The sequence below is a fragment of the Paenibacillus sp. NPDC056933 genome, assembly GCF_042674385.1.
GTDB lineage: Bacteria > Bacillota > Bacilli > Paenibacillales > Paenibacillaceae > Paenibacillus.
On the sequence record NZ_JBHUQN010000001.1, the window covers coordinates 2416006 to 2439800 of the forward strand.

Consider the following 23795-nt stretch of genomic DNA (forward strand, 5'->3'; position numbering starts at 1 on the left):
TAAGACGGTAACCATTTGATTGGTTGCCGTCTTTTGGTTACTGAACTACTTAACAAAACAGTAACAAATGATGGTCACCTTGATCTTGCGATCTCATCATCTTCTTCCAAATGGATTTCTATGCAGAAGCCTTCCTTGTAAAATCATCACTGCTCCCTGTTTTGTAACCATTTAACCGTCCCAATGAGACCTATGAGTCCTATTAAGAAAACCAGTAAATAACTAGTACCCAACAAGGGAAATAAAGCGACTCCGCTTTCCTGTAAATGCAAAGCAGGTACAGACCAAGGCAGATAAGCTCCAATGGCGGTAGGCCCGAACACCAATGCCAACATTAAAGTTGTAAATGCAAAGCCGATCGGCACCAGATAACCACGCGATATACAGGCCAATAGGGCAAGAGGTGCACTTAATAATAGGTGGAGAGCACCAATTATAAGTATTAGGAACAAATAATGTTGTACAATCGCAAACGAAAAGCCAGGAAGTCCAATAGCAAAACCGAGTATTAAGGTATAAGCAAAGCTGATCAACATCATTACAAAACACCAGAATATAATTGCGACATATTTGGCAATCGCAATTTTACCACGTGATACAGGCAAAACGAGCAAATCCTTGAGCGTCCGATCGGAATACTCACGGCCAAATGTCCAGCTTGTTACCAATCCAAACCCCAGCAGCCCAAACACGGATGCATACAAAAACGCAGTCCGTTCAAAAAAAGAAGACCAATTGGGCTGTCCTAAGAACAACGTGATGACAAACAATATAAACAGAAGCGTGCCCCATAAAACAAAGGATCGACGCAATTTGTAAACTTCAACGCTGCAGGCTGTCAACAATGGTCTCATTCCGTTTTCCCTCCTGGGCTCCGATTACTTTGAGAAAGTAATGTTCCAAATTCTCTTCTTCAATTTTAAGCATGGTGAGCGGTACTTCATGATGAGCAAGCAATCTCGCAATATGTTCGGGATGCTTAACGGCATGATCATCCGGTAGCGCAAAGCAGTTATTCGAAGTCGAATGTACCGCATACCCGGAGTCTGAAAGAATAGCTTGTGCCTTCCGATCATCCTTCGTTCCGATCATCAACTGCTTTCGGCGGATGGTTTCAAAGTCTTTTGTTGTCAGTTCTTCAAGCAACATGCCTTTGTGAATAATGCCGATTCGAGAAGCCAATTTGGACATTTCCTCAAGGATATGGCTCGATATAAACACGGTAACCCCATGTTGGGAAGCCAGAGCTTTCAGCATTTCCCTTACCTCGACAATTCCGGCTGGATCAAGCGCATTGGTTGGTTCATCGAGAATCAGAACGTCCGGCTTATGAATTAACGCTTTAGCCAATCCAAGTTTCTGCGCGTTACCAAGTGACAAATCTCTTGCCTTACTATCCGCATATTGGGTCAGATTCAATTGCTCCATAATCTCGTTAACTGCTCTCGGAACAGATAATCCTCGCAACCTGGCCATTAAATTCAAGTTTTCCCTAACCGTAAAGTTAGGGTAGGCATAAGGAACTTCCACCATATAACCTAGTCTTCTCGACAAATCGGGATTCCCGTTCGCCCAGCGCTGACCAAATAAATACACTTCTCCAGAAGAAGGCTTGCTCATACCGAGAAGAGATCGGATGGTTGTCGTTTTCCCTGCACCGTTCAACCCCAAGAATCCATAGATTTCTCCTTTTTTTACGGAAATCGAAACGCGATCTACAGTGACTTTATTCCCGTATTGCTTTGTCAAGTTAACGGTTTGAATAATATCTTCCATAATAACAGTCCTTCCCATAACCTAAATTAAACAAATATAAGAGCCGGCAGCCATATGAGATGTTGAAAAGAATCCCGCCGGCCTTGTCCAAATCAGTTTGCGCGATAAATGGAATTCAAGTAATTCGAAATCGATGCGGTATCATCCATGGAGGTCCGCAGCGCGATGTAACCGTCGGGACGAATCAATACGAATTCATTACTTGCCACATCGTAAATTCGATAGGCATTCCCTGCTGTGTCGATTATGCCTTCCGCCCCCTCCACGTTCGATGGCAGGATATAATGCACGCGGAGTTCGTCGTTGGTGAAGTTCTTCAGCGAAGGATCGATGTAGTTTACAAAAGCCAAAAGCGTCCAGTGTGGACCACGCAACAGGTCAAATACACTTCCTGCAAACCCTGTACCTTGCAGACCCTCGGCATTAGGAGCACGATCCCCGGGCAATGAACGGGTAACATTCGTTCGAGCAGACGGGCGGGTAAGAGAACTTGACCGATAGGAAATGAGAAGCCCACTCGTCAGATCGTCGGATATGGTGCTCAAAGATTGGGACAACCCTCCGCCTTCAGTCGCCGTTCCTATGACCCCTTGCATCTTCTTCGTGCTGTCCTCAAGCACGGCTTGAGCCACTGGGCGGCGCTCCTCATCGTACGTGTCGAGTAAGGCGGTGTCTGCTCCGCGTATGACAGTCGCCAGCTTCCAGCCGAGGTTGTACGCGTCCTGCATCCCCGTATTCATGCCTTGACCGCCGGCCGGCGAATGAACATGAGCAGCATCGCCGGCAAGGAAGACCCGGCCGTTGCGGTAACATTCAACCATGCGAACGTTGACCCGGTAGATGGAAAGCCAGGAAGCATCCGTGAGACGAACAAGTCCGGCCCCGGCCCGACGGTCAAACATGGCTTGATACGCCTCTAGCGATGGCTGCTCTGGTTCTTCGATGTCTGCCGGAATTGTAGCCTGCAGCTGCCAAATATCGGATTTCGGCAGCGGTGTCACCCCGACCATCCCCTCCGAAGATGTCCAGATATGGATATGGTCACGATTCAACCCTTCCAATCGTACATCGCCAAGATACCATCGCTCATCATCGTGTGTTTCTCCAACCAGCTGCAACTGAATAAACTTGCGGATATTGCTTTTGCCCCCGTCAGCGCCGACGACATAACGAGCGCGAATTTGCTCTTCTCCTTGCGGTGTATTCACGGTTACCGTCACACCATCTAAATCCTGTTCAAGCCCTACAGCTTCCACACCCAACTCGACTTGACCGCCAAGCACCGCATAGCGGTCGCGCAATGCTTTTTCCACATCATACTGAGCAATCCAGACCGGATCACGAAAGGGTGTCTCCAGTTCGGCACTGGCTGCAACGGTAATAGCCGGCTTGTCCACACTCCTGCCATCTTCGGTATAGTAACGAACAGGTAAATCCACAACACCTGTGTCCATAATGTAGTGAACGGCCTCCAAATCATCAACAACCTCAAGCGAGCGGGGCTGGATTGCTTTGGCGCGAGACGCTACGTTATATAAGGCACTTCGTTCAATAATACGATGGTTGACGTTTCGACGGGCAAGGTCGCAGGCAAGTGTAAGCCCTGTTGGTCCGGCCCCGACAATAAGAACATCAACAAAAGACTGCACGGTTTTCATGGATAAAATCCTCCTTGATCATTGATTGTGATATGTTGCATTGATTATACTACACCGTGCAGTGTAGTTTGTAAAGTGGAACTCATTTTTGATAGTATATCTGTAGGGGGGAAACATAAGGATGGATAATACGGAAAACAAAAAAATCCGCAAAGGCTCTTCAGACAAACGAGCCAAAATTATTGCGGCAGCACGAGACCTGTTTCTTTCAGAGGGGTTTGATCGTTCCAGCGTCGATGCAGTCGCAGCTAAAGCGGGAGTTTCCAAACGGACCGTTTATGATTATTATGGCGACAAACAGAACTTGCTGCTTGCTGTTGTGGAAGAAACCAGTGAGGCGGTTCTGGACATGATCAAGCAAGGGATATCAGACTACCTCTGGGAATTCGAGGATCTGGAGCAGGCGCTCATCTTATTCTGCGAACAATTTGTAGCTTCTGCGAATGGTTCGTCCGATTACAGCGCTTTGATCCGTCTGGTTACAATGGAAGCCGCCAACCTGCCGGGCTCGTTTTTAGAAAAGCTGGATAACGCAACGGAAGAGGGGATTCTCAGGAGGTTTACCCAGTTAGGACAAACCGGACTGCTCGATGTGCCAGATCCTGTAATGGCTACTAAACACTTCGCTGCCTTAACGTTTTTATTGGTATTTGATCAACCGAGAAAAACCGGGACATTAGAGGAGGAACAAACCAAACGTATCATCACTGAAGGCGTACGTGTCTTTCTTTGCGCTTATGGAAAACGCACTGTTCAAAACGAAAATCCACCATCATACTGATTTCGATTTTGCTTAATGATAAAAGACTGGTGGGCCCGCCAATTTAACGTAAATATATGCCAAGGACGTGTAGGCGTTTCAAAGCAGATTTCCAAGTTAATGACTGCTAATTAAGATTAGCGGTCATTAACTGTTTTCTAAACGTATGCTTGATGCCCGCTAATGTCTCGGTATAATACGAATAGAGAAGTTCAGCCCCAGACAGATGACAGACAAAGAAGAAGCTGCATTAATCGCTGCGTTCGAGCACGGTGGTTCTTTTCGGCATCAGACGATTCTTATCGTGATGTTTCACACCGGCTTACGAACAATGGAAGTATGCGATTTTAGGAGCGTACCTATTGGAGTTGATTCCGGATTTGCAGACTAGAAGGCAACTCTTCTGGTGCTTTTAGAGAAAAAGAAGTTATAATATTTGTGTGATACCGAAATCGTTTTCTGAACTGGAAAACGTTACTCTGAATTGATAAGATAAACTTCTAAAAGGAGACTGCACAATATGCTGGCTAAAATAGATTTGCAAGGAAGTTGGAAACTCCAACTTGATGAGCAAAAGATTGAAACCGGACTGCATTACTCAGATATCATTTCATTGCCGAATACGACTTCTCATGCAGCCAAAGGCAAAAAGAATGAAATGGCTTTAACGGGTGCGCTGACAGATGAGTATTTATTTGAAGGTTATGCCTGGTTTTCAAGAGAGATTGATATTCCTGCTCAGCTGGCGGATAAGCTTTGTTATCTGTATTTGGAAAGAACACGCGTAACGACCGTCTGGATTGATGGGGTCGAATGGGGAACACAAAATAGCCTGAACACACCCCACCGTTACGAAATTGGAACAGGTCTGACCGCAGGAACCCACATGATTACGATTCGAGTAGATAATACCAATTATCCAACCAAGGGTGGTCACCTTACATCAGAAGACACGCAGACCAACTGGAACGGGATTACCGGGAAAATGGAACTGCAATTTTATGAAAGTGTTTTCTTGAAAAATATCCAGGTTTACCCTGATCTTGCTGCTCGATCTTTCGATATTAAAGCAGAACTGGTTGGTGACTTGCATGAGATCCGTATCGTCGTCTCGTCTCAAAGCATGAATGCTACTCTGGTTCATACGCCAGATGAACAAATATTCTCTGCCGATTCAAACCATCTGCATTTTACATACGAGCTGGGTGAAGATGCCCTGTTATGGAGCGACCAAGAACCCAATGTGTACAAACTTACTCTTCATTTGCAAAACAATAATGGGGAAATCCTTGATTCCGAAGAGATCTGGACAGGATTGCGGGAGTTCAAAGCAGAGGGAGATAAATTTACCATCAATGGTCACAAAACATTTCTGCGTGGCAAGCATGATGGTCTGATCTTTCCGCTTACGGGTTATGCTCCAACGGATGTGGAAGAGTGGCTTCGCATTCTTGGCATTTCCAAGTCATACGGAATCAATCACTACCGTTTCCATACCTGTTGTCCGCCCGAAGCTGCATTTATTGCAGCGGATCTTCTCGGAATCTATATGGAACCAGAGCTTCCGTTTTGGGGAACTATTACGGATGAATCCTCGGAATCACACAATCCGGCAGAGCAGGAATATTTGATCAGCGAGGGCTATGCGATGCTGCGAGCATTTGGCAATCATCCTTCATTTGTGATGATGTCCATGGGCAATGAGTTGTGGGGAAGTAAAGACAAACTGAATTCAATTCTGAAAGCGTATAAAACATATGACAACCGTCATTTATATACAGAAGGATCCAACAATTTTCAATTTGTCCCGGACATTTTGGAGGAAAGTGAATTCTTTTGTGGTGTACGTTTTTCCAAAGAACGCCTGTTCAGAGGTTCGTATGCCATGTGTGATGCCCCTCTTGGACATGTACAAACAGACCTGCCTAACACGATGAAAGATTATGACTCAAATATAATACCGGAGCGCCATAACACTGCAGATCATTCCATTCTGTATGAAGGAAAAGAAATTCAAATTCAATATGGCACAGGTGCCAAAACGGTTAAGGCAGAAACGGGAAGTCAGCAACTTGTTTCTCATGTACCTGTCATTTCGCACGAAATAGGACAATACGCTACGTTTCCCAATTTCGAGGAGATTAAGAAGTATACAGGTTCTCTAAAAGCGAAGAACTTCGAGCTGTTTCGCGAGCGTTTGGAAGCTAAGGGATTGGGACACCTTGCGGATCAATATTTTAAAGCTTCGGGGCAGCTGGCTGTTGCTTGTTATAAAGAAGAACTGGAAGCCGCTTTTCGTTCCAAACGCCTTGCCGGGTTCCAATTGCTTGATCTCCAGGATTTCAGTGGCCAGGGGACGGCGCTTGTGGGCATACTGGATGCATTTATGGATTCCAAGGGGATGATAACACCGGAGGAATGGAGAACATTCTGTTCAGACGCCGTCCTTCTGGCAAGATTCCCCAAATATCATTATGAAGCTGGCGAGTTATTTGAAGCTCGGATCGAGTTAAGCTATTTTAGAAAAAAAGCGTTGGATGGACTTCAACTGAAATGGGAGCTGCAAGCTGATGGCAACCATATTGCGAACGGGATCGCAGACTTGCCTTCATTTAATGGTGAAAATTATGTGGTTATCACCGATATAAACACCCGTATACCTGATGTCTCAAGTATGACAAAAGTGATGCTGAAGCTGTCTATTCCCGATACGGATATCCATAAGTCCTATGACCTGTGGATTTACCCGAATCAGGTGAAAGTCGATTTTGCCGGACTACACCTGTTTACCGAGATCTCAGAACATGCCTTGGAATTACTAGAGCGTGGAGAAGACGTTCTGCTTTTCCCATCACCGAAAAATGTTCAAAACGCGATTGAAGGTTTTTATAGCACGGACTTTTGGTCCTTCCCTATGTTTCGTTCCATCTCAGAAAGCATGAAGAAGGATGTTCCCGCTGGAACCATGGGATTGCTTATCCAGAAAGACCACGCTGTATTTGAGCACTTCTCTACGGAAGAATACTCAACTTATCCATGGTGGAGCATTGTGTCCCAGTCCTCATCGATCATTCTGGATGACCTGGATAAAGACTTGAGTCCGCTGGTACAGACCATTGATAATTTTGAGCGAAATCACAAACTTGGATTGTTGATGGAGTGCCGTGTAAGGAATGGAAGAGTACTGATGGGGGCACTTAATCTGGATAGCTTGATAAATACTTTGGAGGGGCGACAGTTGTTATACAGCTGCGTTCGTTATGTGAAAAGCCCTGCTTACCAACCAGTTACCCAACTGGAAGTAGAAGAGCTTCGCCAACTATTTAACTAAACTTTGGGGAGAAGTAGTAGATCTCCTTATTAATGATAAATGCCAATAAGAAGCCCCTTCCGCCGAGGGAAGGGGCTTCTAAAGTGATGTTCTCTTTAATTTACAACAACTTTCCGCTAACCTTATAAATGCAGTTTCTTCCCCCGCCCAGAATATATTCTACCCGTTCGATATGAACATCTTTTCCCAGAACCGTATTAAACAATTGTAATTCATTCTTACATAATCCGGAACATACTGCAGCAGCCTCACAGATTGGACAATGCTTCTCAATGAACAAGAGACTGCCATCATCCTGATCTTTTACTTCAGCCATATAACCTTCACTGGTCCGAATATCCGCGAGTCTCTCCAGTTTCTCTCTGATCCCAGATGCGTCACCAATGAAGTGAAGATATTGTTCTTGCATATTTTTATTTCGGACAGCAAGAGGCTTGTCTAGCCCCTCGTTTCCAAAAGCCTCTTTCATTGAATGAATCAGACTCACGGATAATTCCGAATAGCCACTTGGGAAAAAACGATCCGCTGCGGGGGTTAGTGTCCATAGCTTAGTTGGTCGACCCATGGGTCGGGCTTCTTCTTCATGAGTAACCAACCCTTCTTCTTTCAGGGCATTTAAGTGTTGACGAATAGCCATTCCAGATAGCTCAAATTGGGAGGAGAGTGCCATAACATCCATTCCTCCTTGCTGCTTAAGCAGATTAATGATTGCTCTGCGGGTACTGGTGGAGGCATCCTTTTTCGTTTGATTTCGGCTCACGATGCACCTCCTTATTCAGCAATTCATCTGCATTACTTTCTACATTTTAAATAAAAAAGTTGACAAAGTCAAAGCCGAACTGTAGCTTAGAATTTATAAAGAAAAATGTTTACTAAGTATCCGCGGATACGGTGTATACATAAAATTCTCCTTAATGGACTGGTCCACCAGAGCTTGAATTAAAAAAAGAGAGTATTTTGCGATCACAAGAATGTTATTCGGAGGTTTTTGCATGATACATGTGTTAATCCTGTCCGATATCCATCACATTGTTAAAAGTTTAAGTGTATTGATTCAAACAGAGCCGTCTTTGCGTTTACTAGAGGCTACTCATCATCTGATCCGTAACATTAATCTTCTTCCGGATAACACGGTGATCATCGTTGATATGAATTTGGTGAAGATCGAGCCGCTTATAAAACAAATTTCCGAGAAATACCGGGTGATATTGTACAGTGGATCTATGGAAATTATGGATATTCCTTGTCATCTGCATAAAACGAGTTCTGGTTATTTCAATGCATATACGAGTCCTGAAGAAATCATTAAAATTGTATTGGGCTGCATTTGAAAAATAAAGGACTATCCAAAAAATATATTTCAAAGAGGTATAATAATGATTAAGGTCAGTGAAGCAGCATCAGCAAAAATCGTCGAAATTCTGGCAAGTGCGGCTACCCAACATTCGTTTCTTAGAGTAGGTGTGGAGGAAGGGGGATGCAGCGGATTGTCCTACACGCTTGTGGTGGAGGAGCAGCAAGCAGAAGGGGATATCTTATTGGATAAAAAGGAATTTGGAGTATTGATTCATACAAATAGTGTTCCATATATTGAAGGCCTTGAAATTGATTATGAAGAAAGCGGCATGACAGGCGGGTTCACGATGAACAACCCTAATGCAAAAGTTTCTTGCGGATGCGGAGCCAGTTTCAGAATGGCGAATTATCGCGGCGAGGTCAAAAAATGTGATTAATTGTCATGATGTCGGAATATTTTCATCCAAAGCCTCATAATAAACATATATTGCAGAAGCTTTATGCACGGATTGTGCAATCATGTCTTTTCAACTCAGGGAGAGAATGTCATGAATATTTTTGGAAATCACATACCTTTGGAAAAATTAAAATTAAATGAACCATTAAAAGATCACACGTATATAAAACTGGGCGGCAAAGCAGACATACTTATCCATCCTACGACGAAAGAAGAAATTATTAATATTCTCGCCATTGCTAAAAAGCATCAAATACCTCTGACTGTCATTGGGAAAGGATCCAATGTCATCATTAAGGACCAGGGGGTCCGCGGAGTAACGATTTCTTTGAGCCATTATGATCAGATTAAAGTCTGTGGTGACCAGATTGTCGCGCAGAGCGGTTCCAATATTATTGATGTTTCCCGGATCGCTTTGGATAACAGCTTGACGGGTCTGGAATTTGCATGTGGAATACCAGGAAGTACAGGTGGCGCTTTATATATGAATGCGGGGGCTTATGGCGGTCAAATGGATGAGGTCGTCGAGCGAGCGCTTGTGGTCACTAAAGATGGAGAACTACTGGACATGGACCGAGATGACATGAAACTTGGTTATCGAAACAGTATCTTCAAAACGGATCAATACATCATCCTTGAAGTCGAATTTGGACTCAAAAAAGGCAACAAGGATGTTATCTCCAGTATCATGCAGGATTTAACGTTTAAACGGGAATCCAAACAACCGCTTGAGTACCCTTCTTGCGGAAGTGTATTCAAACGTCCAGAGGGACACTACGTGGGAAAACTCATTCAAGAATGCAACCTGCAAGGCACTCGTATTGGTGGAGCTGAAATCTCCAGGAAGCATGCAGGTTTTATCATTAATGCAGATCATGCAACTGCCGAGGATTATTTGGAATTAATCAAATTAATCAAAAAAAGGGTGTATGATAAATTCAATATTGAATTGGAGACGGAAGTCATTATTTTGGGAGAGTAGGCAACCATGAACAGTGAGCTGTAAACATCGGAAGAGTTCCATGATTCATAAGACGCCAATTGGAGGTTATATTGTGAAATTAATAGGTTTATCTGGCTCATTGATCGGATCAAAAACACCAATCGCTGTAAATGCAGTCCTTCAACTGGTTCAAAAAAATTATCCGGAAATTGAAGTTGAACTCATCGACTTAAGAGAGTACAAAGCCATCGAATTTTGCGATGGGCGGAAGTTGGAGGATTACAACGAACACACTCAGTCGGTCATTCAGAAAATGATGGATGCGGACTTTTACGTGATCGGCACACCGATTTACCAATCCTCTTTGACAGGTGTACTGAAAAATGTGTTCGATCTTCTGCCTGTCCAAAGTATCTATAATAAAGTGATGGGTTTTGTTGCAACAGGGGGTACTTATCAGCACTATCTGGTTGTTGAAAATCAATTAAAACCCATCGCCGGTTATTTTCGCTCCTATGTCGCTCCAAGCTATGTATATTTGAACAGCGAACATTTTGGAGCTGAGAATAGCATTGAAGACACTGATGCGCTGAGTCGGTTGGAAAGATTAGCTGAGGAGCTGGTCTTTATGCAAACCCGATTAAAAGCTTAGTCCCTCTGACATAGTCTCAAAGAAGGAGCCGCCAACTTGGCGGCTTTTTTTGTTTCAACTAAACACCCGAAAATATCAGTTTAATTCGTTTAACAATAATGTAACTATCAAGCAATACATGACGTTATATTTATGAAGGTTATAGATACCATTACAATGGAGGGGTATTATGCTCAAACCAAAAAAGTCTCTACAGTTTACGAATTTAAAAGGTCAGCTACTCCGGCGTATCGTTGCAAGCTTCACAGCCGTGGGACTTGTTGCTCTGGGGGCAACAGCCGCAATTCCATCGCAGGCACATGCAGAAGCACCTGATGTTTCGGTACGCAACTGGTATTCGGAAACAGGTATTTCGGTGCCCGAACTTAAGCCTTCCTGGACTGCACAAGTGGACAACTACCTGGATATGAACGAACCTTATATTGGTCATCAGGCTATAGCAGAACACGGTAAGGTATTCACTTTCGCCGCTGCCAAATTAATTTCAATGGATGCAAAGACAGGCAAACGGCTGTGGTCATACGGAAAAGGACTGACACCCTACATTGTTTATCATAATGACGTCATTTACGGTCTTAATGGAGATCATAAACCTTATGCGCTGAACGCCAAAACTGGAAAAGCGATATGGCAGTCAGGCTCATCCACCTGGATCGATACACGGTATCGTACAGAAATGTTAGTTCCAACCGGTGATACGCTTTATGTCATCAAAGGCAGTACGACTTTTGCATTTGATATGAAAACAGGCAAGCTAAGGTGGAAGGCGGATGAGCCGCTAGGTGAAGGGGACGGTACCGCATACCTGGAGGAATCTAATGGTGTCGTGCTTCGAACCTTTTTCGTTCAGGGGGCACTTACGTCCATTCAACTGAATGCTTATGACAAAAAGACAGGCAAAAAGTTATGGGACGATTTTGGTCAAGGAGAAGCACTTCAAATTAAAGATGGACTGGTATATTCGGTTGATTATCATTCTTCACTTTTGACAGATTATCAATCAGCACCAGAACGCAAAGTGAATGTGAATGTCTATAACCTTAAGACTGGTGTACAAAAGGGGAGCCTTGAATACAACTGGAAAATGAAAGGTGATCCACCGTTCGACTATGGCTATGGAAGCGTATTTGCAACAAATGGAAAGTTATACATTGAACAAGGAGACCAGATAGCGGAATACAATTTTGATAAATATACAGCTAATGCCGATCCGCTTCGGACTTATCAGCGTCCCTTTTATAAAGAAAATGGGCAGTCGCTTGGTATCGTGCAGGAACGGCTGGTTTACAAAAATGAAACAACGGGAGAAGTAGCCGGCATCAAGCTGGCGAACGGACAGAAGGTCAGGTGGTATGGCGACGCACCAGTAGCTCAGATTAGCGTGTACGGCAAAGGAATATACCGGGCGCAGCGTAATGGGACACTGCTTGGGATTAATATGTTGACTGCGACCCCTGTCTTCCGGGTAAACACTGGGGGAGATTTACACGAAGCGACGCTGAAGACCGACGGTATGATCATTATTCAGTCGGAGGGTAAACTCCTCGGTGTGAAGCTGCCAGCATCACTGAAATAAGCAGAGACTACAAGCGTTAAAGTCATAAAAGACAATCATACAGCCAGTGTTTCAATAAAATATACAAAAGGCATCCGGTCAGAACAATCGGATGCCTTTGTTTATTTTTCACCTGCGTTGACTAGCTGAATTCATGAAAAGTCGAAGTAGGAAAAAAATTTATTCGCATACGTGGCTTTTTCGCTTCCTCCGGTGTCTAATTAAATGTAAATCAAGAGGAGGTTCCCCACCATGTCAGGAGCTCATGACACGAAACCTGTTTATCCGGATGAACAGGAAAGCATCACCATCTTTGAGAACACGTATGAGCAATATCGTCAGAGCATCAGCAAATACTTCTCACTGAAATTGAATCCGTTGGTTGCAGATGATTTGACCCAACAGGTATTTTTGAAAGCAGTTGAAAATATTCACACCTTTAAAGGTAGCTCTAATTTATTCACTTGGATATTTAAAATTGCTCAGAATACGGTAAAAAACGAATATCGCAGGTTATCGCGACAAAAAGAATCTCCTTATGATTTTACAGATTATGAATCGCAGTCGATCTCTCTTGAATTTACGAAACATGTGGATATTCGAATTGATATTGGCTCTGCGTTACAAAAGCTGGACGAGATTGATCAGGAAATTATTGCATTACGCTTTTTCGTAGACTGCACCTTGCCCGAAATATCCAAGATAGTTGGACGACGGGAAAGCGCAGTAAAGAACAGACTGTACCGGGCTTTGCAAAAATTAAAAAAAGAACTGAAAGAGTGGGGGGATATTGCTATCATGTCTATTCAAGACCTGATTTCCATTGTAAATAAAGGTGAAAACGAAGATACGAATGATCGTACGAAGAAAGTTCACCAAGATTTGTTCGATGAGCTCAACAATAGTGTTGAACGAGTGTCGACCAAATATAAACATCAGCCATCACAAAAAGTAGTTATAGAAATTTATCCCGATCTGCCAACGTTTCATGAGGCTGTAGGAGAAACAGATGCTCCCAATTGGTTTATGGGCACATATGAGGGGCATATTCTGAAAATTGTCTCTCCGTTGAACCCGGACCGGAGCATACGTATCAATCCATACTGAAAGGTACAGTCCACTTGTTCGCCATGTGGCTAATCAGCGACATTAATCCTGCAGCTCCCAAATGGATCAGACAGGGCATTGGTGGATATGAAGCTAAACAGATGTCCCAAGATTTCATTAAAGGTTCAACGGAAGATAATATTCGTAACCAGTCCATTCCATCTTTTGATGAATTAAATAACGATACGTGGGATTTTGAAACGATGAAAGGTTTTCAGTTCTCTTATATGATGGTGGAATTTGTGGTTGAACGATACGGAGTGGAGGCATTAAACAAACTTATCCGTAATCCTCAAGATTTCGAAGGAATCTTTCAATGCAGTGAGACTGAACTGCATGAGCAATGGGTGAAATATATAAAATAAAAATATAACCTTATTCTTTGATTGTAAGCCCGGTGATGAACCGGGCTTTTTTGGTGTTAGCATAGATTTGGGATATTCAAACAAATGAATTCGTTAATATTTGACTTAGAGTACACTCTAAGCTGTAAACTTGAAGAAGACACATTTGGAAGGAGATTATTTGGATGAACCAGGATAATAAGTAAAAAACCTTACAACATAAAATCGGTTCCGGATTCAACCATCGCACAACAGCTGAGGAAGTATTGAGTAACACGGATTTGTCAGGAAAACTTGCTATCGTCACGGGTGGATATTCCGGATTGGGTCTAGAGACTACACGTGCACTCGTTGGTGCTGGAGCCAAGGTTGTTGTTACCGCACGTCGGCCAGCCATCGCCAAAGAGGCTCTTGCAGGACTAGCTGGTGTAGAGATCGATGAGCTGGACCTTGCAGACCTCACTAGTGTCCGTGCTTTTGCTGATCGTTTTCTGGCAAGCCACCGGAGTGTCGACATGTTAATCCTTAATGCGGGGATTATGGCTTGTCCAGAGACTCGTGTAGGCCCGGGCTGGGAAGCTCAATTTGCTACAAACCACCTTGGACATTTCACCCTGACCAACTTATTATGGCCGGCACTCATCAGCCAAGGAGGAGCACGGGTTGTATCCGTTGCATCAACAGGGCACCATTTCTCGCCAATTCGCTGGGACGACATTCAATTTGAACAAGGCTATGAAAAGTTTCCTGCTTATGGACAGTCCAAAACAGCGACCATTCTGTTTAGCGTCGAACTGGATAGACGCGGTGCAGATCAGGGAGTGCGTGCATTCTCTGTACACCCAGGTGGCATTCTGACTCCGTTGCAACGACATATGCCGAAAGAGGAAATGGTCGCATTGGGCTGGATTGATGAGTCTGGTCAAGTTGCCAATCCAAACTTTAAAACTCCTGAGCAAGGGGCAGCAACGCAAGTATGGGCAGCGACATCTCCTCAACTAGACGGAAAGGGTGGCGTGTATTGCGAGGATTGTGACATCAGTGAGCCAGCTCCTGCGGACGGAGCCTTCTTTGGAGTCAAGGATTATGCCATCGACCCTGAGCAAGCCCTTCGTCTCTGGGAAGTTTCAGCCCAGTTGACTCAAACGGATCTGCCAACCTCTTAAGATCTTTTTTCTGTTCACGAGGAAATAAGAGTATGAGCAACACTTTGTGGACGAAGCACTGATTAAGGTTTCTCACAAAGAATAGAGTTACTAGAAAAGTCGCATTAATGGCGGCTTTTTTGTGTTGGAAATGCCCTTCGTGAACATCTTCCTATGTAAAAGATGTTTTATAATCGTTTGTTATATACGCCTTCAAGGGTCCGTTCTGTATAATTCGTTGTACATCTGAATTCGCTTGCGGATGATGAATGAGGAGGCCAAGGATGACTTTTTTTCAAAATGGGACGCATGAAGAACTTCAATGTTTGCTCGTTCAGGCGAGAAGTGTTTGTCTAAGGGCATTAGATCAGTATGAATTAGCATGGGATTGTATACGTTTTATTCAGTTGTCAGATACCATTACGTACAAAATCGATACAGCTACATCGAAAAGCTATTTGCTTCGTATTCATTCCAATCGGTTAAGCAAAGAGACGATCCGTTCAGAACTTACTTTGCTTCAATCATTGGGCATATCCGATGATCTCCGTGTACCTCAAGGTGTGGCGAGTTGCGACGGTACGTATGTTTTGTTCATGGAGGCAGAAGAAGCGGGAATGTACTTTTATGTCACGATGATGAATTGGGTAGACGGAGAGCATATGGATGGAAGTGAGGTTAATGAACGTTGTGCGTACCGTATGGGCTCTATGGCCGCAAAACTCCATGAAGCAACAGCCCGTTTTGTACCACCTGTTGATTTTGCTCGGCCCGCATGGGGTGAAGAGAGCTTTAAAGTGGATATGGCCAAACTGAGACGTTATTACACAAGGCTTTTATCCGATCAGGCATGGAAGACGTATCAGAAAGCATCTCTTAAGATATTATCCCAACTTGCAGACTTGGATCAGAATCCACAGCATTACGGAATCATCCACGGGGATTTACACATTGGCAACATCGTATTCAATGATGAACAACCTAATCCAATTGATTTTGGCCGATGTGGCTACGGATATTATCTTTACGATATAGCAAACACGATACTAGGGCTTTTCCCCGCACAACGTTGGGAGTTCATCAGAGGTTATGAAAGTGTAAGGACACTGCCAATAGATTACGTTGAGGTTCTGGAAAGTTTCTTTATCATGTGTATGATTGAGAATTACAGCCATCATTCTTCCGACCCTAGAGAAACATCACGAATAATAGATGAGCAACCGTACGCACAAGCATGTATCAGAGAATATTTAATGAATGCTCCATTTCTTTTCAACGGGATAGAAGTGCAGGAAGTCACTTAAATGAACGTCTTGAAATCAGCTCAACTGCTTTTATTTTGCTCGCATGGCATCACGTCTTCAGGAAGTTTCAGAATAGTTCAAGGTTTAAAAATTTAATCATTTCCAAATATAAAATAAACGCATCGAATCCATGGGCTCGATGCGTTTATTTTATATTGAAGTCGCAGATTTATTTTTTAGTATAAGAACCTAATTGTTTCTGTGAAAATGGGTGAATGGAGTTTTTGTTTTTTAGCCACATATTGCCTTTAACAATTAAAACATAAACGGCTACGACAAAATAAATCGTGCTCCAAAGCCAGTCTATGGGTGTTATTATATTTTGTTCATAGGCATATTTAATGTACCAGATTCCAATTGGCAAATGCAGCAATATCGCTGAGCCTAATCCGGGATTATACATGCTTTTAGCCTTTATATTGGCGAAGATGCCATGCCAGATAATCTGGAAGAAGCCCATTAATATTGGCGCCAGACCCAGCCATACAACGGAAGGGAAGAGTACAGGCGGCAAATAAAATACATAGGCGATAATCAGATTAATAATCATAGCTGACTGCTGATTTAACGGATATCTCTCAGGTTCTTTACTTTGGAACAGAACTTTATTAAACAAACCTGCAAAGTAACCTGGCCATCGGTATTCTTCAAATTGATGCAGAAGAATGGCTACAAAACTTAACCATAAAATGCTGTTAATGCGCGGAAGCGTTCCCCAATCCATGATGAGATAAATACATACAAGGAGTGCAATGATCAATCCCAAGTCCTGCCAGTATTTTCTTAACATGTTCAACTGAATCATCTCCATCATTATTTTTTAATGAAAGTATCTTTCAAAGAGCAAGTCGATTTGTGCATCCATAGAAGCAATCTTCACAAAAGCTCCCTTTTCCAGAATAGGACTCATAAGTGCTGGGAGAAAAAGGGCCCCAAAAATTTGCGTCATCATTGTGATCAATCGTTCCGGTTCTTGTTCTCCGGTGATCTCTTTTAACGTATTTTGAACTTTGGGGAACCCCATTAAATTTAAAAATGAGCCGTACTCCTGTTGAGATGAGAAGTCTGCTGAACCCATAAGAATAATTCTGGATAAAAATTCGGGATATTCACGGATGACTTGTAAATAATCCACCAAAAATTGCTTCAAACGATCTCTGGCCGGGATGGAAAATTCGTCAAGTATATCGAAGGTATGCTGAAAGCTACTCAAAATCATTTTAATAGATTCGCTGATCAGATTTTCTTTGGACCCGAAGTAATAATTAACAAGGGATACATTAGTGCCAGAGGCTTCGGCAATTTTTCGGATGGTAATGCCTTCAAATCCGCTTTGTTTAGTGAACTCCAGTGTGGCCTGCATAATCTTTTCTTTTGTTTCACTTTTCTTGTCTGGTTCCATATGTAACACCTCCAACGAATTTTTCAAACAATGTTTTAAACGTTGTTTGAATTTATAATAACACGTTTTCCTAATATTGCAAGCCATACATTTGGAAGTATTGACCACTCACTAAGAAACATCATATCGCGGGCTTTTCATGAAGACATGTTCAGTTTTCGCAGATGTTTTTTTATGAAGTGAGGAAAGGTTGATGTAACAAAAAATATCTCTAAACAAAAAGCGTTATACCTGTGGTATGTTTTACCTATGAATATCCCGCTTCAATGTGAGAGGAGATTGTATGCCACAGATGAAAAGAGTAATCCGAAGCAAGTGGTTTCTATGGATGACAGGTGTTGTCTTCATTTTGATCGCTGCATTTTGCGTACTATCCTTCATCCTTGTAAATTCGGTATCGGCAACCTTCGAAACTGGAAGTATTGAAGAGAAATATGCTCTACCCGGAGCGTATGAGGTAGATACCCTGGAGATCAAGGGCAAACAAGGCGAGAAGCTGTACAGGATTTATTCACCGCAATCAACGGATGTCTTGCACCCACTCATCGCTTGGGGTAACGGAACGGCGGCATTACCTGACAATTATGATGAGTTGTTAAAACATCTGGCCAGTTGGGGATTTATTGTCATTGATACATACAGCCAAACCACAGGCACAGGAAAAGAAATTATGGCTGCGATTGAATATATGCTCAGTGAAAATGAAACGACGGTCAGCCCGTTCAACCACAGGATTCAAAAAAATCGGGTCGGTGTGGCAGGGCATTCGCAGGGATCAACGGGTGTGATTAATGCTCATACGAATTTTGAGAACGGGGATCTCATCAAAACGGTTGTATCGATTGCTCTGCCTGATCTGAAATATTGTGATCCAGAGGATGCGTATGATACATCTGCACTGAAAGTTCCGTTTTTCGTTCTCGGGGGAACCCGAGATTTTATCATATCGCCGTCAGACTCCAATAAATTGGCTTTGAGAAATGCCAATCTGCACATTCCGACCATGATGGCGATGGCGAAGGGTGCTGCACATACAGCGATAGAGCAGGACGGCGGTCAACATAGAGGTTATTTAACAGCCTGGATGAGGTATTGGTTGGTGGATGATTGGGTGGCAAAGGATGCTTTTGTTGGCAATAATGCTGAAATAGGAACGAATAAACATTGGAAGGATGTTACTTCCGCAAATTTACAATAGTATGGTTCACATAATTCGAAGGACCCTTCTGAAATGGAAGGGTCCTTCTTCGTAATTACGTGGAAAAACATTTAGAAGCATTGAAATGGTGTTATTTACTGCCACTATAAACGTTTTCAGTAAAGGCATCCTGTTAAACAGCAAGTAAGGTATCTATGATTTCGCCTTTGCTGTTGACTGTCTGGGAATAAGCATCGTAGGTAACTTAACCTGAAGGTACTCGCTGCTTGGATTCTCCACTTGTTTCAGGATGACTCTGCCCGCTTCTCGCCCGAGTTCAAGTTCCTGCTGGACAACAGCCGTGGGCGGAATGATACAGAACTCCGGAAATTCGACATCATCGAAGAACACGACGGATAAATCTTCCGGTACAGAGATCCCCATCTGCATCGCCGCTTGAATAACATGAGGGCTGAAATTGGAGGACAGAAGGGCCGTCATCTGCGGATTTGCCTTTAAAAACTTCTGAATCATCGTGATAACCTCTTCATTGCTGTCACTCATGGCCAGACGTGTCATCTGTATACTGCGATCAATCAGAATATGACGGTCCTCCAAGGCTTTCTCATACCCGTGCAACCTGTCCTCAATACTTGATGTACCCTCAGCAAGAGTGGAAATAAAGCCAATTCGACTGTGCCCAAGCTCATGAAGATGCTTAACCGCCTGAATTGCTGCCTCATGGTTGTCCGAGCTGATGGAGTTGGTCTCCACCCCTTTTAGATTGCGGTCCAGAAGGACAAGGGGGAAGCGATTTAGCGTAAGCGCAAGAATCTCATTGTTATAGTGCTCACCCTCAACGGGATAGATAATTAGTCCTCGGACGCCTGCCTGTTTCATTTCCTGAATTTTGAGAATCTCCGTCTCTTGTGAATCATTCGTCTTGGCAAATAACAATTGATAGCCATTCTTGGAAAGGGTGTCCTCAATTCCGCTCAGCAGATTGGCGGTGAACCGATTGTCGAGACGGGGGAGAAGGAACCCGATTGTTGGTGCTGTGAGCTGCTCTTTTACCGCTGAAGTGATGTTATGAATTTCCTCTGGACTGTGATCGTTAACAAAGGTGCCTTTACCTTGAAGTCGGTAGACCACTCCTTTATCAACCAGAGCAGTAAGGGCATTTTTTACCGTGATGCGGCTCACGCTGAATTGTTCAGCCAGTTCATTTTCGGAAGGAATTCGGCTGCCCGGTTTCCAATGTCCGCTTCGAATCTGGTCGATGATATATGTTTCGATTTTCTTGTACATTGGCTTGAAGGTTCTCACCATCGCATTTTATCTCCATTCACTATTAGTTCGTTCTAAATATATTATATTAATACAACATATACAAGTACTAAAAATCAATAACAAGTGAGTAAGACAAGAAGTTTAAAATTACGAACAAAAATGATAAAAAAACCTTATAAATAAACAATTTATTAAGAATACACTTTTTTAAGTTGTATCTAAAAATAAACATTTACAAGTAAAAGTATGTTGTTTATATTGTGTTTAAAGTTTGCTGGATAAAGCGTTTCCAACGAGCTTCGCATTCTTATCTATGTTATAAATTTTTTCTCAAGAGTTCCTTTATTGAAAAAGGGGGTGCAGCAGTTTTTAACGCCAATTTGTTGTCGTGGAATATTCATTAAGCCAGAAACGAACCAAAATTAAAGATAAGGGTGGTTGCGGGATGAAAAAAAGAGCAGGCATGATCGTTACTTTGTTAACTGTTTTCTCACTCATTGTAAGCGCTTGCGGTGATGCGCAGTCCGGGGGGACGGAACCCAAAGCGAGTAAAGAGCTGACGATGTGGACATGGAAGGTTGCTTACACGCCAGGGATTGAAGCAGCTGCGAAATTGTATGAAGAGAAAACAGGAATTAAAGTCAAACTCGAGACCTTTACACCAGATGATACGTATCGCCAAAAATTCCAGGCAGCAGCCAACTCCAAAAATTTGCCGGATATCGTGAACTGGTGGGCAACGGCAGGGGATTCCATCGAAAACTCGGTTCTCGAGCTGTCTGGTGAAGTCGACGATGATCTGTTGAACAGCTACTACAGTGCAGCAATGGACCCGATCATTGTTACACAGAGCCAGGTTGACTCCTGGAAAGAAGACAAGAATGCCACCACAATTCAAAAGTCACTGAAGACTGGACAGTTCTACGGACTGCCGCTCGATATCGGAGGATTCTTTACTTTCTATGGAAACAAGAAGTTGATCGAAGAAGCAGGGCTGACAGCGGAAGCGCCCAAAACATGGGAAGAATTCGTCACCATGATGGAGACTGTCAAAGAGAAAACAGGTACGCCTGGGCTTGTGTTTGGTGCAAAGCTGCCTGATCTGTGGGAAAACTGGGCCGGTTCGGCACTGTCCATCATGCTGAACGAACCTCAGGGTTATATTGATCTGCTCGAAAGAAAGTCCAAACTAAGCGACCCTTCAAATCTCCCGGTTGTGAAAGCGATGGAGACACTGGCAAACACAGATCTGCTTATGCCGGGAATTTTGTCAACGGATATTGACGGAGCAGACCAGGCGTTTGCTGCTGGCAAGGCCGCTTTCGATCTCGGTGGTTCCTTCACGATGTCTACGCTGCTGGCTATGGGAATGAGTCCTGAAGATATTTTCACCTTCCCGGTACCACCACTTGAAGGGTCGAAAATTAACGGCTGGACGACTGATCCATTCACGTTAACGATGTTGTCAGTGAATAAGGATTCGCAGAACAAGGCTGAAGCGCTCGATTTCATTCAATTCCTGACCGGTGATCCGGATGCAGCTGTCGCTTTTGCTAATGCGGCGTATACAGTACCTGCGCTGAACTTGGGAGATCGTGCAAATGATCTGGATCCGAACCTAAAATCAATTTCAGAAGCATTCGCTGCCGAGCCTGGTCCTTACAGCCAAGCTTCACCAGCAATCAATACGTATCGTGGCAAGCACAAAGAGTGGGAAGTGTATGCCCAGTCCATGCAATCCATGATCGAGAAAAAGATGACTGCTGAACAAGTCGCCAAGAAGTTCGACGACACCATGGAAAGTCTGAAAGCGAGTGGGAACTAGGACAATCCAAGCAATCGGCAGGCCCCGAAAGGGGCTGGCGATTTCCAAATATGAGAGCAAAAGGTGATTGATCATGATAAAAAGTCGAAATAAGTGGATGCCGTATCTCTTTTTACTGCCTGGCGTGCTTTTGTTTCTTGTCATCGGCGTGTATTCGGTCGGATTCTCGATCATGCTCAGCTTTTATAACTGGTCCGGGATTGATTTTTCCACCGCAAGGTTTGAAGGTCTGGCGAATTTCCGTCAGTTCCTGCTTGGTGATGACCCGATTGTAACCCGGAATTTCTATAATGCCGTTCTGCACAATCTGATTATTGCGGTTTCACAGGTTGTGGTCGTCGTTCCAATCGCACTTGTGCTGGCATTTGTGCTGCAAAATACGAAGGCAGCAACCTGGTACCGGACGATTTATTTTCTGCCGATGATCGCATCTGGCGTAGCTATCTTTTATGTATGGAAAGGTTTGTTTGAACCTAGTGGAGCATTCAACTCACTCTTCTTATGGATGGGCTTGGATTTCCTTGCTGTACCTGGTGGAATGCTGGGGAGTTCGTCTACTTCTTTACTTGGTATTATTTTGACATCGATATGGGGCGGTCTGCCAGGAACGCTGATTCTGTACTACGCCGGTCTGACTTCCATTGATCCGACACTCTATGAAGCAGCAAGTGTGGATGGTGCCAAGAAAACAACCATGATATTGAAAATTACCTGGCCGTTACTGAAGCCAATCACGCTTATTGCCGTCATTCAGATGGTGAACGGAGCCTTTCAGGCCTTTGAGAATGTGTTCATCATGACGGGCGGTGGACCGGCTGGCAGTTCGGAGGTTATTGGTACGCTCGTGTACCGTACCGCTTTTCTAAACAATGATTATGGTTTGGCCAGCGCCATCGGGTGGGTATCATTTCTGATTACAGGTGCCATAGCCATATTCAGTATTCGCTCATTCAAGGCAGACATCTAAAAGGAGGAGCACATGGTCAAATATATTAAGCATATCATTCTAATCTTGTACGGATTGACCTGCCTGTATCCTTTTGTCTGGATGATCGGCACTTCGTTGAAGACATCACAGGATGCACTAGCCAATCCACAGAGTCCGTTTCCACAAGCTGCACCGTTGTGGTCCACATTTGGTGACGTATGGAACAAATTGAATTTCTATCAGTTTTTTATAAACAGCGTAATCGTAAGTGTGGTCGTGATTATAGGCGTCATTCTCATCTATACCATGATGGCCTATTCGTTTGCCAAATTTGTTTATCGGGGCAAAAAATTTATCTACTACACGTTTATTGCATTGCTGCTCGTTCCAGGTGTAACCACATTAATTCCACTTTATATCAACATGACCAATCTGGGGTTGCAAAACACGTATATTGGCATGATCCTGCCCATGATTAATGGTGCTGCACCCTTCGCCATTTTCCTATTCACCAGTTACTTCCGCACAATCTCACATGAGCTTTACGAGAGCGCCGTCCTGGATGGATGCAACAATTTCAAAATCTACTACAGAATCTATCTGCCATTGGCGCTGCCAGCTATCGGAACCATTGCCATTCTGAACTTTATCGGAAGCTGGAACAATATTTTATGGCCTATGATCATCGTGGATAGCCGGGATATGTTTACGTTACCGATGGGACTCATGTATCTGGATTCATCTTCATTCAAGAAATGGAATGAACTCATGGCAGGGGCTTTGATTACGGTCATTCCAATCCTGCTTGCCTTCCCGTTCATGCAGAAGATGTATGTCAAGGGCATGACGGTAGGTTCAGTCAAAATGTAAACACACAACCACTA

General features: G+C 43.6%; 22 protein-coding genes. 15 read left to right on the top strand and 7 right to left on the bottom strand.

The genetic code is table 11. The features are described from left to right. Nucleotides 1-146: 146 nt before the first annotated feature. The 3 genes from ACFTRD_RS10820 to ACFTRD_RS10830 form a co-directional block, all read right to left on the bottom strand. Nucleotides 147-854, bottom strand: coding sequence for an ABC transporter permease (locus ACFTRD_RS10820; RefSeq protein ID WP_379379608.1), 708 nt, complete (start codon nucleotides 852-854; stop codon nucleotides 147-149). Then, nucleotides 823-1776 (bottom strand): ABC transporter ATP-binding protein, encoded by a 954-nt coding sequence (locus ACFTRD_RS10825; RefSeq protein ID WP_379379610.1) that lies wholly within the window; start codon nucleotides 1774-1776, stop codon nucleotides 823-825. The genes ACFTRD_RS10820 and ACFTRD_RS10825 overlap by 32 nt, the downstream gene beginning before the upstream one ends. Nucleotides 1777-1868: 92 nt before the next feature. After that, nucleotides 1869-3434 carry an FAD-dependent monooxygenase gene (locus ACFTRD_RS10830; RefSeq protein WP_379379612.1) on the bottom strand — a complete coding sequence of 522 codons (1566 nt, stop codon included), beginning with the start codon at nucleotides 3432-3434 and terminating at the stop codon, nucleotides 1869-1871. Nucleotides 3435-3555: 121 nt separating this feature from the next. Between ACFTRD_RS10830 and ACFTRD_RS10835 the strand changes: the two genes are divergently transcribed. Both ACFTRD_RS10835 and ACFTRD_RS10840 read left to right on the top strand, forming a co-directional pair. Further along, a complete protein-coding gene (locus ACFTRD_RS10835) occupies nucleotides 3556-4215 on the top strand; it encodes a TetR/AcrR family transcriptional regulator (protein ID WP_379379614.1) in 660 nt (219 codons plus the stop codon). Between the two features lie 499 nt (nucleotides 4216-4714). After that, nucleotides 4715-7525: a glycoside hydrolase family 2 TIM barrel-domain containing protein gene (locus ACFTRD_RS10840; RefSeq protein ID WP_379379616.1), complete on the top strand. Its 2811-nt coding sequence runs from the start codon at nucleotides 4715-4717 to the stop codon at nucleotides 7523-7525. Between the two features lie 100 nt (nucleotides 7526-7625). Here the strand turns inward: ACFTRD_RS10840 and ACFTRD_RS10845 are convergent, their stop codons facing one another. After that, nucleotides 7626-8285, bottom strand: coding sequence for a helix-turn-helix transcriptional regulator (locus ACFTRD_RS10845; protein WP_379379618.1), 660 nt, complete (start codon nucleotides 8283-8285; stop codon nucleotides 7626-7628). Between the two features lie 232 nt (nucleotides 8286-8517). Here ACFTRD_RS10845 and ACFTRD_RS10850 point away from each other — a divergent pair, with 232 nt between their 5' ends. The 9 genes from ACFTRD_RS10850 to ACFTRD_RS10890 all read left to right on the top strand — a co-directional run bounded on the left by ACFTRD_RS10850 (nucleotide 8518) and on the right by ACFTRD_RS10890 (nucleotide 16328). Next, entirely contained in the window at nucleotides 8518-8856 is a 339-nt protein-coding gene (locus ACFTRD_RS10850; protein ID WP_379379620.1) for a hypothetical protein, read from the top strand. Nucleotides 8857-8901: 45 nt separating this feature from the next. After that, complete coding sequence (locus tag ACFTRD_RS10855) at nucleotides 8902-9258, top strand: HesB/IscA family protein (RefSeq protein WP_379379622.1); 357 nt, start codon at nucleotides 8902-8904, stop codon at nucleotides 9256-9258. Nucleotides 9259-9369: 111 nt separating this feature from the next. Further along, nucleotides 9370-10260 (top strand): UDP-N-acetylmuramate dehydrogenase, encoded by an 891-nt coding sequence (gene murB / locus ACFTRD_RS10860; protein WP_379379624.1) that lies wholly within the window; start codon nucleotides 9370-9372, stop codon nucleotides 10258-10260. A gap of 73 nt (nucleotides 10261-10333) precedes the next feature. Continuing rightward, on the top strand, nucleotides 10334-10873 hold the full coding sequence (locus ACFTRD_RS10865; protein WP_379379626.1) for an NADPH-dependent FMN reductase: 540 nt from the start codon (nucleotides 10334-10336) through the stop codon (nucleotides 10871-10873). A 169-nt stretch (nucleotides 10874-11042) separates the two neighbouring features. Then, entirely contained in the window at nucleotides 11043-12449 is a 1407-nt protein-coding gene (locus ACFTRD_RS10870; protein WP_379379628.1) for an outer membrane protein assembly factor BamB family protein, read from the top strand. A gap of 231 nt (nucleotides 12450-12680) precedes the next feature. Continuing rightward, nucleotides 12681-13535, top strand: coding sequence for an RNA polymerase sigma factor (locus tag ACFTRD_RS10875; RefSeq protein WP_379379630.1), 855 nt, complete (start codon nucleotides 12681-12683; stop codon nucleotides 13533-13535). Nucleotides 13536-13549: 14 nt separating this feature from the next. After that, entirely contained in the window at nucleotides 13550-13900 is a 351-nt protein-coding gene (locus ACFTRD_RS10880) for a hypothetical protein (protein ID WP_379379632.1), read from the top strand. Between the two features lie 203 nt (nucleotides 13901-14103). Next, on the top strand, nucleotides 14104-15045 hold the full coding sequence (locus tag ACFTRD_RS10885; RefSeq protein ID WP_379381302.1) for an SDR family NAD(P)-dependent oxidoreductase: 942 nt from the start codon (nucleotides 14104-14106) through the stop codon (nucleotides 15043-15045). Between the two features lie 263 nt (nucleotides 15046-15308). Further along, entirely contained in the window at nucleotides 15309-16328 is a 1020-nt protein-coding gene (locus ACFTRD_RS10890; protein WP_379379634.1) for a phosphotransferase enzyme family protein, read from the top strand. A 169-nt stretch (nucleotides 16329-16497) separates the two neighbouring features. Here ACFTRD_RS10890 and ACFTRD_RS10895 read toward each other — a convergent pair whose 3' ends face one another. Beyond that, nucleotides 16498-17124, bottom strand: coding sequence for an HXXEE domain-containing protein (locus tag ACFTRD_RS10895; protein WP_379379636.1), 627 nt, complete (start codon nucleotides 17122-17124; stop codon nucleotides 16498-16500). Nucleotides 17125-17148: 24 nt separating this feature from the next. After that, nucleotides 17149-17730, bottom strand: a complete 582-nt coding sequence (locus tag ACFTRD_RS10900; RefSeq protein ID WP_379379638.1) for a TetR/AcrR family transcriptional regulator — start codon at nucleotides 17728-17730, stop codon at nucleotides 17149-17151. Nucleotides 17731-18022: 292 nt separating this feature from the next. On the opposite strand from ACFTRD_RS10900, the gene ACFTRD_RS10905 reads away from it, so the two are divergent. After that, nucleotides 18023-18928: a poly(ethylene terephthalate) hydrolase family protein gene (locus ACFTRD_RS10905; RefSeq protein WP_379379640.1), complete on the top strand. Its 906-nt coding sequence runs from the start codon at nucleotides 18023-18025 to the stop codon at nucleotides 18926-18928. Between the two features lie 153 nt (nucleotides 18929-19081). On the opposite strand, the gene ACFTRD_RS10910 is transcribed toward ACFTRD_RS10905, so the two are convergent. Continuing rightward, nucleotides 19082-20197, bottom strand: coding sequence for a GntR family transcriptional regulator (locus ACFTRD_RS10910; RefSeq protein WP_379379642.1), 1116 nt, complete (start codon nucleotides 20195-20197; stop codon nucleotides 19082-19084). A 406-nt stretch (nucleotides 20198-20603) separates the two neighbouring features. Here ACFTRD_RS10910 and ACFTRD_RS10915 point away from each other — a divergent pair, with 406 nt between their 5' ends. The 3 genes from ACFTRD_RS10915 to ACFTRD_RS10925 all read left to right on the top strand — a co-directional run bounded on the left by ACFTRD_RS10915 (nucleotide 20604) and on the right by ACFTRD_RS10925 (nucleotide 23781). After that, on the top strand, nucleotides 20604-21983 hold the full coding sequence (locus tag ACFTRD_RS10915) for an ABC transporter substrate-binding protein (protein WP_379379644.1): 1380 nt from the start codon (nucleotides 20604-20606) through the stop codon (nucleotides 21981-21983). A 73-nt stretch (nucleotides 21984-22056) separates the two neighbouring features. Continuing rightward, nucleotides 22057-22950, top strand: a complete 894-nt coding sequence (locus ACFTRD_RS10920; RefSeq protein WP_379379646.1) for a carbohydrate ABC transporter permease — start codon at nucleotides 22057-22059, stop codon at nucleotides 22948-22950. A gap of 12 nt (nucleotides 22951-22962) precedes the next feature. Beyond that, on the top strand, nucleotides 22963-23781 hold the full coding sequence (locus ACFTRD_RS10925) for a carbohydrate ABC transporter permease (RefSeq protein ID WP_379379648.1): 819 nt from the start codon (nucleotides 22963-22965) through the stop codon (nucleotides 23779-23781). Nucleotides 23782-23795: the final 14 nt, after the last annotated feature.

Coding starts and splice junctions, on each gene's coding strand:
- ACFTRD_RS10820 (WP_379379608.1), bottom strand. CDS start 854: ATGAGACCATTGTTGACAGCCTGCAGCGTTGAAGTTTACAAATTGCGT.
- ACFTRD_RS10825 (WP_379379610.1), bottom strand. CDS start 1,776: ATGGAAGATATTATTCAAACCGTTAACTTGACAAAGCAATACGGGAAT.
- ACFTRD_RS10830 (WP_379379612.1), bottom strand. CDS start 3,434: ATGAAAACCGTGCAGTCTTTTGTTGATGTTCTTATTGTCGGGGCCGGA.
- ACFTRD_RS10835 (WP_379379614.1), top strand. CDS start 3,556: ATGGATAATACGGAAAACAAAAAAATCCGCAAAGGCTCTTCAGACAAA.
- ACFTRD_RS10840 (WP_379379616.1), top strand. CDS start 4,715: ATGCTGGCTAAAATAGATTTGCAAGGAAGTTGGAAACTCCAACTTGAT.
- ACFTRD_RS10850 (WP_379379620.1), top strand. CDS start 8,518: ATGATACATGTGTTAATCCTGTCCGATATCCATCACATTGTTAAAAGT.
- ACFTRD_RS10855 (WP_379379622.1), top strand. CDS start 8,902: ATGATTAAGGTCAGTGAAGCAGCATCAGCAAAAATCGTCGAAATTCTG.
- murB (WP_379379624.1), top strand. CDS start 9,370: ATGAATATTTTTGGAAATCACATACCTTTGGAAAAATTAAAATTAAAT.
- ACFTRD_RS10870 (WP_379379628.1), top strand. CDS start 11,043: ATGCTCAAACCAAAAAAGTCTCTACAGTTTACGAATTTAAAAGGTCAG.
- ACFTRD_RS10875 (WP_379379630.1), top strand. CDS start 12,681: ATGTCAGGAGCTCATGACACGAAACCTGTTTATCCGGATGAACAGGAA.
- ACFTRD_RS10890 (WP_379379634.1), top strand. CDS start 15,309: ATGACTTTTTTTCAAAATGGGACGCATGAAGAACTTCAATGTTTGCTC.
- ACFTRD_RS10900 (WP_379379638.1), bottom strand. CDS start 17,730: ATGGAACCAGACAAGAAAAGTGAAACAAAAGAAAAGATTATGCAGGCC.
- ACFTRD_RS10905 (WP_379379640.1), top strand. CDS start 18,023: ATGAAAAGAGTAATCCGAAGCAAGTGGTTTCTATGGATGACAGGTGTT.
- ACFTRD_RS10910 (WP_379379642.1), bottom strand. CDS start 20,197: ATGGTGAGAACCTTCAAGCCAATGTACAAGAAAATCGAAACATATATC.
- ACFTRD_RS10915 (WP_379379644.1), top strand. CDS start 20,604: ATGAAAAAAAGAGCAGGCATGATCGTTACTTTGTTAACTGTTTTCTCA.
- ACFTRD_RS10920 (WP_379379646.1), top strand. CDS start 22,057: ATGATAAAAAGTCGAAATAAGTGGATGCCGTATCTCTTTTTACTGCCT.
- ACFTRD_RS10925 (WP_379379648.1), top strand. CDS start 22,963: ATGGTCAAATATATTAAGCATATCATTCTAATCTTGTACGGATTGACC.